The 1,387-nt window shown below is 50.0% G+C and carries 1 protein-coding gene; it reads left to right on the top strand.

The features are described 5' to 3' along the window. The first annotated feature begins 664 nt into the window (after positions 1-664). Positions 665-1,270: a hypothetical protein gene (locus ACSZPU_RS25695; protein WP_499004435.1), complete on the top strand. Its 606-nt coding sequence runs from the start codon at positions 665-667 to the stop codon at positions 1,268-1,270. Positions 1,271-1,387 lie beyond the last annotated feature (117 nt).

The following is a 1,387-nucleotide window of genomic DNA, read 5'->3' as shown; positions in this document are numbered from 1 at the left end:
TTCCATCGGGAATAAGGATCTGGCAGCCTGAGTTCCCAACTAAAATACTCTCCAGGAAAACCGGGGCGGTTCACTCCCCCGATATGCAGTCATTATCCAGGGTAACAGTTCAGAGCCGTAACGACCAGCAGCTCCGGGCAGAATAGTCCGGTGGGTACCGGCACCTGACCCCGGAGATGTGTCTACTGTATGCGACAAGGTGGGCAAACCCGGAGTTGGCCATCTCCATAATTTCTGAATGCCGGCACGACCATAAGGCGATAAAATAGCAAACGTAAGACAACATACCTCAAAGACTGTGAACCGTTACCGTGCCCGACCCGCCCCTCGCCGCGCGTGTGAAAAAAAGAGAAAAATGAAAAAAAAGAATATGCCGAAAATGTGCACAGTCGTAACTCACGCAGAGCGTGACGCACCGGGCCAAAGGCTTTGCAGGGCTATGAGGCATGTTGTCTTACGTTTGTGTGTTGTTGTCGGTCCCTCCTGTTTTCGGTAATTCTTTAGCCTGGCCTCCCGCTTTAACATTCATCGCTGGTGGCCCAGCCGTCCCCCGTCACGGCGAAATTTCTTACTGAGCGAGGTTTGTGTGAGTAACAGAGGCAGAGAAGACAGCGTTACCGATGTGTTTAAATCTCAGGTACGGAATGCATGCCGTGAACACGGAATGAGTGATCTCATTGCCTCACTGAACGGCCGCGACCGGGATATTAATGCCGATACCCTGTTCGGTGTATGCGACCGGTTCTTCCTGGTCGAGATGAAATCGTACAACAGAAATGTTCGTGATGAAGCCAAAAAGCCTGCAGTCTGCCTTCTCTGCAATGGATTACAGAGAAGCTCTCGGGTCCGCAACTGGCACAGAGCATGTCACTTCATCATGTGGGGGCGTGTTGTTAAGGATTCGCTTGAAACCCGTTTCACCATCTACCAGGACAGTGTATGTCGGGATTCTGTCCTTCCGAACTGCAGTGGTCTCGGGGAGCCTCCTAAACCAACCATCTATCGGGGGGAGGACCTGGCAAGGGGAGCAGCTTTAGGTACAGCGGGCTTATCAAAACCAGATTTTTTCAATTACCTGTGGTGGTTGTTAAATGGCCGGGCTGCAGATGTAGACGAATTTAAAATCACACCCGGTAGCAGGTTAGGTTTCAGTTTGTTTGGTACATCAGATGCAACCGGTAAGGTAATCAGTAAAACGTTCAGAACTTACGATGACCTTGAAGTGTGGGCTGAAGATGCATTAAAACAATTAGTCACCTTCAGGGGATAACTATCTGAAGATATTTCGCCGGTGTGATCCACGTTTTTACAGGACCCTGTACACGATTCTGTGTAAATGCCTTTTCTCAGAAGTGACCGTCCAGGCGGTCACCGAACTCGATAATAA

The sequence above is a fragment of the Phytobacter sp. V69 genome, assembly GCF_965644215.1.
Classification (GTDB): domain Bacteria; phylum Pseudomonadota; class Gammaproteobacteria; order Enterobacterales; family Enterobacteriaceae; genus Phytobacter.
This window is presented reverse-complemented; position numbering and strand designations above follow the sequence as displayed.